Annotated in this window: 9 protein-coding genes; 5 read left to right on the forward strand and 4 right to left on the reverse strand. The window is 71.3% G+C overall.

Features of this window, described 5'->3' with window-relative positions:
* The 3 genes from GXP76_RS31615 to GXP76_RS31625 form a co-directional block, all read left to right on the forward strand.
* Window positions 1-2,000 (forward strand): neutral/alkaline ceramidase (locus tag GXP76_RS31615; protein WP_242575053.1); only part of this gene is annotated, 2,000 nt, incomplete at its 5' end.
* Between the two features lie 106 nt (window positions 2,001-2,106).
* Window positions 2,107-2,979 carry a DMT family transporter gene (locus GXP76_RS31620; protein ID WP_242575054.1) on the forward strand — a complete coding sequence of 291 codons (873 nt, stop codon included), beginning with the start codon at window positions 2,107-2,109 and terminating at the stop codon, window positions 2,977-2,979.
* Window positions 2,980-3,028: 49 nt separating this feature from the next.
* Window positions 3,029-3,820, forward strand: a complete 792-nt coding sequence (locus tag GXP76_RS31625; protein ID WP_242575055.1) for an inositol monophosphatase family protein — start codon at window positions 3,029-3,031, stop codon at window positions 3,818-3,820.
* A 95-nt stretch (window positions 3,821-3,915) separates the two neighbouring features.
* Here GXP76_RS31625 and GXP76_RS31630 read toward each other — a convergent pair whose 3' ends face one another.
* From GXP76_RS31630 to GXP76_RS31645, 4 genes are all read right to left on the reverse strand, one after another.
* Window positions 3,916-4,458, reverse strand: a complete 543-nt coding sequence (locus tag GXP76_RS31630) for an AAA family ATPase (protein WP_242575056.1) — start codon at window positions 4,456-4,458, stop codon at window positions 3,916-3,918.
* A gap of 5 nt (window positions 4,459-4,463) precedes the next feature.
* On the reverse strand, window positions 4,464-5,669 hold the full coding sequence (locus GXP76_RS31635) for a cysteine desulfurase-like protein (RefSeq protein WP_242575057.1): 1,206 nt from the start codon (window positions 5,667-5,669) through the stop codon (window positions 4,464-4,466).
* A 25-nt stretch (window positions 5,670-5,694) separates the two neighbouring features.
* The gene (locus GXP76_RS31640) at window positions 5,695-5,934 is read right to left on the reverse strand and encodes a DUF2630 family protein (RefSeq protein WP_242575058.1); all 240 of its coding nucleotides are present in this window, start codon (window positions 5,932-5,934) and stop codon (window positions 5,695-5,697) included.
* A gap of 71 nt (window positions 5,935-6,005) precedes the next feature.
* The gene (locus GXP76_RS31645) at window positions 6,006-6,857 is read right to left on the reverse strand and encodes an aldo/keto reductase (RefSeq protein ID WP_242575059.1); all 852 of its coding nucleotides are present in this window, start codon (window positions 6,855-6,857) and stop codon (window positions 6,006-6,008) included.
* A gap of 239 nt (window positions 6,858-7,096) precedes the next feature.
* Between GXP76_RS31645 and GXP76_RS31650 the strand changes: the two genes are divergently transcribed.
* Both GXP76_RS31650 and GXP76_RS31655 read left to right on the forward strand, forming a co-directional pair.
* On the forward strand, window positions 7,097-8,281 hold the full coding sequence (locus tag GXP76_RS31650) for an SAM-dependent methyltransferase (protein ID WP_242575060.1): 1,185 nt from the start codon (window positions 7,097-7,099) through the stop codon (window positions 8,279-8,281).
* Window positions 8,282-8,286: 5 nt separating this feature from the next.
* Window positions 8,287-8,965 (forward strand): DUF1796 family putative cysteine peptidase (locus GXP76_RS31655; protein ID WP_242575061.1); only part of this gene is annotated, 679 nt, incomplete at its 3' end.

The raw sequence follows: 8,965 nt of genomic DNA on the forward strand, positions 1-8,965 counted from the left end.
CGTTCACCGCCCCTCCCCCGGCTCTCGCCTCGGGGGCAACAGCCTCGGGAACGGCCGGCGCCGGGGACTACCTCGTCGGGCGCGGCCTCGCCGATGTCACCGGCGAGGCCGCCGAGACCGGGATGATGGGCTATTCGAGCTTCGACCAGAAGACGTCCGGCATCCACCAGCGGCAGCGCTCGCGCGCGTTCGTCGTCGCCGACCGGTCGAGCGGCAAACGCGTGGTGTACGTCAACGCCGACCTCGCGATGATCTTCCAGTCCGTCCAGCAGGGCGTCGTCTCACGTCTCAAGGAACGCTACGGCAGCCTCTACGGCGACGAGAACGTGCTGCTGTCCGCCACCCACACCCACTCGGGGCCCGGCGGATACTCCCACGACGTCGCGTACAACCTCTCCGTGCTCGGTTTCCAGAGCGGCACCTACCGGGCCGTCGTCGACGGCATAGTCGAGTCCGTCGTCAAGGCCCACGAGGACCTGAAGCCCGGCACCATCAGCCTCGGCACCGGCACACTCACCAACGCCAGCGTCAACCGGTCCCGGACCGCCTTCGACCGCAATCCGGCGGCCGACCGGGCGGCCTTCCCCGGAGGCATCGACCCGGCCATGACCGTGCTGCGCTTCCGGCAGGGCGACAAGGACGCCGGAGCGATCAGCTGGTTCGCGACCCACAACACCTCGATCACCAACAAGAACACGCTCATCAGCCCCGACAACAAGGGCTACGCCTCCTACGCGTGGGAGCACGACCTGGAGGGGGTGCGCTATCTCGACAACACACCGGGGTTCGTCGCGGCCTTCCCCAACACCAACGCCGGCGACATGTCCCCCAACCTCAATCTAAAGCCTGGATCGGGCCCCACCGAGGACGAGTTCGAGAACGCGCGCATCCTCGGTGAACGCCAGCTCGCCAAGGCCCGCGAGATCTACCAGGGCGCGAAGCCGGTCAGCGGCGGTGTCGACTCCCGCCTCGCCTATGTCGACATGGAGAACGTGACCGTGAACGGGGCCTACACCCCGGACGGTCAGGAGCACCGCACCTGCCCCGCCGTCGTGGGCGCGTCCACGCTCGCGGGCAGCGTCGAGGACGGCCCGGCGATCCCCGGCTTCGAGGAGGGCGCCCGTACCCCGGTCGCCTCCATCATCGAGGCGCTGCACATCGACACCCCGCCCTGGCTCGCGACGTGCCAGTACCCGAAGGCGAGCCTCGTCCCCACGGGTCTGCTGAGCAACGTCCACCCGGTCACCCCGAAGATCCTGCCCCTGCAGATCATGAAGATCGGCGACCTCCATCTCGTGGCCGGTCCGGGCGAGTTCACCATCACCTCCGGACTCCGCGTCCGCCGCACCGTGGCGGAACAGCTCGGTGTGCCGCTCGACCGGGTGCTGCTCCAGGGGTACGCCAACTCCTACAGCCAGTACGTGACGACGCCCGAGGAGTACGACTCCCAGCAGTACGAGGGCGGGTCCACCCTCTACGGGCGGTACACGCTGCCCGCCTACCAGCAGGAGTACGCGCGGGTCGCGGCTTCCCTGCGCGACGGCACCACGATCGACCGGGGCACCGCGCCGCCGGACGAGTCGGGCCGGCAGTTCAACTTCCAGACCGGGGTCGTCTACGACAACCCGCCCCCCAACAGCGCGTTCGGTTCCGTGCTGACCCCGCCGGACCCGTCGTACACCCGCGGCCGGACCGCGACCGTCGAGTTCGCGACCGGACATCCGAAGAACAATCTGCGCCGGGGCGGCACCTTCCTGGAGGTGCAGCGGCTGACCGACGGGAAGTGGGCGCGGATCCTGGACGACGGCGACTGGCGGACCACGTACCGGTGGACGCGGATCAACGGGCTGACCGGCACGTCGAAGGCCACGGTCACCTGGGACATCGGGGCCGACACCGCTCCCGGGACCTACCGGATCGTCCACCACGGTGACGCGAAGAACCTTCTCGGGAAGATCACTCCGTTCACGGGGACGTCCCCGGCGTTCACGGTGAACTGAAGACGCCGGGGGCCGGGGGCCGGGCGGGTAACCCGTTCGGCCCCCGCGCGGCCGCATCGCCCGCGATGAGAGCGGCCCCGGCGCACCCCGCCCGCATGATGGGGCGGTGATCAGTGTCCTGTTCGCCGTGCTGACCGCGATCAGCAACGGCTCCGCCTCCGTGCTCCAGCGGCGTGCCGCGGCCACGGCACCCGACTCCGACGCCATGCGCCTGTCACTGATCGGGCATCTGCTCCGCAAGCCCGTCTGGCTCGCGGGGATCGGGCTCGTGATGGTGGCGGCGGTCTGCCAGGCGGTGGCGCTGGCGACCGGTCCCATCGCCGTCGTACAGCCGATCTTCGTCATCGAGCTGCCCATGACGCTGCTGATCGCGAGCTACGTCTTCCGTTCCCGGCTGCCACGCGCCACCTGGTACGGCGTGGCCGCGGTGACCGTCGGTCTGGCGGTGGGCCTCGGATCGGCGGCGCCCACCGGCGGCAGTGAGACGGTGAAGGATCTCTCCTGGGTCCCGGCGCTGATCGTCACCGGGATCTTCGAGGCCCTGCTGATCGGCGTCGCGCTCCGGACCCGGAAGAACACGCGTGCCGCGCTGCTGGGGCTCGCCGCCGCCTGCGCGTACGCGCTGACCGCCGCGCTCCTCAAGGACGCCGTGGCCAGGCTCGAAGGAGGGTCGGGGGTCGCGGCGTTCTTCTCGTCCTGGCAGCTGTACGCCACGGCCGTCGCCGGGATCGGCGCGCTGTTCCTGCTCCAGAACGCCCTCCAGGCGGGCTCCCTGGTGGCGTCCCAGCCGATGCTGACGCTCGGCGACGCGCTGATCAGCATCACGTACGGCGTGACGCTGTTCGGCGAGAGCGTACGCACCGGCTGGTGGCTGCTGCCGGAACTCGTCGCGATCGCCCTGATCACGGCGGGCTGTATCGAACTGGCCCGCTCCCCGCTGGCGTCGGGCACCTCTCCGCCCCCGCCGCGCGCGCGGTGACCTCGCGGAGTGCCCCGTCCCGGCTCAACCCGCCGATATCCTGCGGGACATGACCAACTCGTATGCGGGCCTTGACGATGCCGGGGTGGCGACGGCCGCGGCCGGTGCCGGCGCCGGCGTGGTGCGAGGTATGTACGGCCGGCCGCTCAGCCGTGTCGACAAGGGAGGCGGTGACTTCGCCACGGCCGCCGATCTGGAGGCGGAGAAGACGATCCTCTCCGTCATCCGTGCCGCCCGGCCCGATGACGCCGTGCTGGGCGAGGAGGGCGGCCACCAGGGCCCGGCGGACGCCGCGCGCCAGTGGTTGGTGGATCCCCTGTGCGGCACGCTGAACTACGCCGCCGGCACGATGCTGGTGGCGGTCAACGTGGCGCTGCGAGACGGCGCGGCGGCGGTGGCCGACCCGTTCGGCGGCGAGATCTTCTTCACCGACGGTGAGTCCGCCCGGGTGCGGCGTGACGGCGCCGACGCCCCGCTGGCGCCCACCCCCGCGACCGGTCTCGTGGACGTCGACCTCGACCCGCCGCTCCCCCACGCGCCCGGTTTCCGCGCCGTGGACCTGCTGGCCCACTCCGGTTTCGCCGCACGGTTCCGTCCCCGGGTCTCCTCCACGTCGCTCGCGCTGACCTGGGTGGCGGCCGGCAGACGCGCGGCGTACGTCGCCGTCGGCGGCGACCTGTCCGACAGCGTGCATTTCGCCGCCGGTATCGCCCTGTGCCGGGCCGCCGGCTGCGTACTCACGGGAATCGAGGGCGCCCCGATCGGCGAAAGAGGCCACGGACTGGTGGCGGCCGCGGACCAGGAGACCCACGAAGTGCTGATGTCGATGATCCACGGCTGAGCACAGGACCGGCGCTCGGCCGACGTCTCCCCCGAGCCCGGAAGTCCGCGGACGAGGAACAGTGCCGGCCGGCCCGCGGAGTTCATCGACAACCCTCAGTCATGCGCGGGAAGTCGGGCGAGGCCGGTGTCGCGCATGATGCGCTCGACCGTGTCGGTCAGCGCGCTGTCGGCGCCGATGACGGTCTCGTCGCCGCCGGGCAGCAGATCGAGCCGCCGGTACCAGTCGCGCAGTTCCCTCTCGCCGTACTCCCCCGCCTGGGGCTTGCCGGCGTGCCGGGTCAGGGTCTCCTCGAAAGGGATGTCCAGGTAGTAGCTGTGTGTCGGGCCGCGATGGTCAGCGCGCAGCGCGGCGAGCATGGGGCCGTAGTGGTCGGCGTAGAGGATGCCCTCGACCAGGACGTGGTAGCCGGCGTCGAGGGAGTAGCGGGCGACGGTGTCGATCAGGCCGATGTTCGCCGCGCCGGGCCGGTCGCGTTCGCGCAGTACGACACGCCGGAGATTGTCCTGGCCGACCAGGGCCAGGCCGCGGCCGAACCGCTCCCTGACCGCGGCCGCGACCGTCGACTTGCCCGAAGCGCTGTTTCCGCGCAGGACGACCAGCCGGGTCTGTTCGGTTCCCACCCCCACCCGTGCCACCCGGCTCAGGAGTGGAGGAACGCCGTCAGGGCCGCCACGAGCCGTTCGACGTCGTCCGCGTTGTTGTACGCGGACAGGCCCACGCGCAGGCCGCCCGTGTCGCCGAGACCGAGATGGCGGGAGGCCTCCAGGGCGTAGAACGAACCCGCCGGGGCGTGGACTCTGGACCGGGCGAGGAAGCGGTGGGCGTCGGTCGCGGCGCGGTCGGCGAAGGTGAGCAGCATGGTGGGGGTCCGCAGCGCCGCGCGGGAGTGCGGTGTCACGCCGTCGAGTTCGGACAGCGCGTGTTCGACGCTCTCGCGCAGGGCGTTCTCGTGGCGCTGGATCGCCGCGTAGGCGGATCGGAGCCGCTCGCGCCGCTCGCCCGTCGTGCCGGGGACGAGATCCGCGAGGAAGTCCACCGCCTCGCGCGTGCCCGCGAGGGCTTCGTAGGGCAGGGTGCCGAGTTCGAAGCGCTCCGGTACGGCGTCGGTGGACGGTGCGAGTTTGTCCGGCCGCAGGGTCTCCAACAGCCGTGGGGACGCGGCGAGTACACCGTGGTGGGGGCCGAAGAACTTGTACGGCGAGCAGACGTAGAAGTCCGCGCCGAGTTCCGCGACGTCCACGAAGGCGTGCGCGGTGTAGTGCACACCGTCGACGTACAGCAGCGCGCCCGCCCGATGGACCAGGTCGGCGATGGCCGCCACGTCCGGGCGGGTCCCGATCAGGTTGGAGGCGGCGGTCACGGCGACCAGCCGTGTCCGGTCGGTGAGCAGGTCACCGACGCTCCGCGCGGGCAGTTCACCCGTGGCCGGGTCGAAGTCCGCCCATCGCACCACAGCGCCCGCCCGTTCCGCGGCCCGCAGCCAGGGGCGGATGTTGGCGTCGTGATCGAGCCGGCTCACCACGATCTCGTCGCCCGGCGCCCAACTCTCCGCCAGGACACGGGAGAAGTCGTACGTGAGCTGCGTGGCGCTGCGCCCGACGACGATCCCCGACGCCTCCGCGCCCAGCAGATCGGCCATCGCCCGGCGGAAGTCGCCGACGATCCTCTCGGCGTTGATCTCTCCCGGCGCCACGGAGCCCCTGACCGACAGTGGTCCGCTCAGCGCGTCGGTGATCGCCTGGATGACGGGCGCGGGAGTCTGTGTGCCCCCGGGGCCGTCGAAGTGCGCGACACCGGCCCGCAGGGCGGGAAACCTGGCTCGCGTCGCGGCGATGTCGTACGTCACGTGCACCCCTCCATTGTTCGTACGACTACTGTTCGTACGACTCGACCTCGGCGACCGGGCGCGGTTCGACCCGCTCCGGGTCCTCCCCGCTCTCGGCCCCCGCCCTGCGTCGCCGCAGCAGGTCCCAGCACTGGTCCAACCTCTGTTCCAGGTCCCGCAGCCGCGCGCGTTCCTCCGCGCTGAGCCCCTTGCCGGGAGCCTGTTCGCGCAGGCGGTGTTCCTCCGCGACCAGCGTGTCGATCGTCCGCAGAATGTCGTCCGCCATCTCTGCCTCCACTGTTGTGGGCCGCCGATGAGCTTACGACCACCTCCGGTTCACCCGGCTGCCGGTGCCGTTCACAGCATTTCCAGCGGAACCGGGCCCCGGGCGGGCGGGAAGGCCGCGTCGAGGTCGGCGTGGTCGTCGTCGGTGAGGGTGAGTGCGAGAGCGGCGTGGTTGTCGCGGACGTGCTCGGGCCTGCCTGCCCGTGGGATCGCCATGACTCCGCCGCGGCTCAGGACCCAGGCCAGGGCCACTTGAGCCGCCGTCGCCTCGTGGCGCGCGGCCACCTCGGCCAGAACGGGCGCGGTGAGCAGCCGTCCCTGCTCCACCGGCGAGTAGGCCATGACGGGAATACCGCGCTCCTGGCACAGGGGCAGCAGGTCGTACTCGATTCCGCGCCGGGTCGGGTTGTACAGCACCTGGTTCGCGGCGATCCCGTCACCGCCCGGGACCTCCGCCACCTCCCGCAGATCGGCCGGGTCGAAGTTACTGACGCCCCAGTGGCGGATCTTGCCCGCGCGGCGCAGTTCCTCGAACGCGGTGACGGTCTCACCGAGCGGCACGGACGCGCGCCAGTGCAGCAGGTACAGATCGATACGGTCGGTCCGCAACCGTTTCAGGCTGCGTTCGCACGCGTTGACGGTGTCCATGCGGCCGGCGTTGTACGGCAGGACCTTCGTCACCAGGAACGCCTCGTCGCGGCGGGCGGCGAGGGTCTCTCCGACCAGTTCCTCGGCGGCGCCCTGCCCGTACATCTCGGCCGTGTCGATCAAGGTCATGCCCAGGTCCATCCCCAGCAGCAGGGACTCCTTCTCGCTCCCCCGCCGCGCCGGGTCCTGCGCCCAGCCCCAAGTGCCCTGTCCCAGTACGGGAACGTGTTCTCCCGAGGGCAGCGGGAGAGTGCGCACGTCGTATGTCGGTCCCATCGCGGGTCCGCTCCTCGGTCCCGGGGTCGTATCCCTTCAAGGCTCTCACCAGGGCGGTCCCCGCTCAACCCCGAGGCCGGCCGGTGCCTCGCGGGGCTCCGGTGAAACACCGTGGACGGGGCCGGCGCCGGAAAGGCCGAGACATGACCTTCGGCGGCGGAGTCCCTTGCCACCCGCAGTGGTCTAGACCTAGCGTGTGCTGCTTGCGGCCCGCCCGTTCCGTACAGAGGACCGATCCTGTGATCGACATCGTTGTTGTACTCCGCGCCGAAGACGCCGTACTCGACTTCCTGTCCGTACTCACCGGCGGTGAGGCCGCCGTCGTCCTCGCCGATCACGGCCGGACACTCACCTTCCCCGCGGGGCAGAGCCCGGCCGAACGGCTCACCCGGATCAGCGGCGAGGTGCGTCCGGCCGACGACCGGGCCGGGGCGTCCGGTCCGGGCTCCCTGGCGGAGCTCGTACGCGAAGCGGCCGGCGACCGCGGGGCGCGCGTGTGGACGCACTCACCGGCCGACAACCGCCGCAGCAGGGGCCGGGTCGGCCGCGACACGGCGATCGGCTGCGCGGACCGCGAGGTGCGGCACGCCGTCGGCTACTCGCCGTACCTCCAGGTCGTGAGCGACTTCGACCACTCGCTGGACCGTGAACTGATCGCGGGCAAGCTCGACTTCGTGAACCGGGCGTGCGAGCACCTGCTCACGGCCCCGTCGCCGGAGTACGTCGTCCAGACACCGCGCATACCGGCGACCGAGCGCTTCTTCCACGCGGAGGCGGGGGAGCGCGAACGCCTCTTCGCCCTGCTGGCGAGCCTGGACGACGAGGCGGCGTCCATCGAGGATCCCTGGGAGTTCGGCAGTTCCCCGTACGAGAAGGACCGGCTGGACGCCACCGCCGCCTGGGTGTTGGGACATCGCGCCGCGACCGGCGAGTCACTGGTCGAAGTGGGCGCGTGCGAAGGCGCTCTGACGCACCGTCTGGTCGCGGCGGGGTGCGCCGTCCACGCCACCGAGCCCAATCCGCTGTTCAGGAAGCGGCTCGTGGAGGCCGTGGGCGGCACGGAGACCGTCCGGGTCTCGTCCCGGGACCTCGCGGAACTCGCGGAACTCGCGGTCGAGCCGCACCTCACGGACCAAGCGCAGGAGGCGCACCCGCGCGCCGGAGCCCATCTGCTCATCGAGATGCTCTACTACGGCCAGGATCTCGGCCTTCTGGACCGGCTCCCCACCGACCACCTCTTCGTCGCCCTCGAACCGGACGCCATGGACGGCCGGGTGCGGCCCTGGCTCGCGGCGTCGGCGACCTGGGAGGAGGTGGAGAGCGTCCACCTGGTCCCGCCGCGCGTCGAAACGGTCTGCGCGGGCCGGGCCTATCTCATCAAACGCGGCAGCGACGGGCTCCTTCTGCGACGCACCGCCGGCTGAACGCCATGACGGCGCAGACGAATCCGGCCGTTCCGGCGCGAGGAGCCGCCGGGGCGGGCGAGACCACCGGGGCCGAGGCGTACGACGTGTGCGTGGGGCTCGGTTACCACTGCGAGACGACGTATCAGCTCCGCCGCATCACCGGAAACGGATCGGCACACTTCTTCGACTGGCTCGACCTCGAACTGGAGTCGGTGGTCGAGGCCATCGCCGACGACTTCGCGCACGTACTGCGGCCGGGGCGGGTGGAACCGTTCAGCGACGGGCTCTGCGCCCTCGACCGCGGCTCGGACATCCGCTTCTTCCACGACTTCCGCCCGGCCGACGGCCGTCTGCTGACCCAGAGAGACATCGACGGCCAACTCGACACCGTCAGAGCCAAGTTCGCCGCCCTCGCGGAGCGCTGGCGCGCTCTCGCCGAGTCCCCGGCACATGTGCTGTACGTCCATCACGACGCCTTCGACGAAAGCACCGCGAGGGACCTGAACCGGCTGCGTCAGGTGATCGCCACCGCCCACCCCCGGCAGCGGTTCTCGCTGCTGTGGCTGCGCCGTACGCCGCCCGCCGACCCCGCGGTCCTCTCCCCGGACATCACCTGGGGGACGGTCGCGGAGAATCCCGGCCGCTGGGAGGGCGACGACGCCCAGTGGGACGCGGTGTTCAGCGCCGTACGCCTGTCGCCCG

This window comes from Streptomyces sp. NP-1717 (assembly GCF_022695985.1).
Lineage (GTDB): Bacteria > Actinomycetota > Actinomycetes > Streptomycetales > Streptomycetaceae > Streptomyces.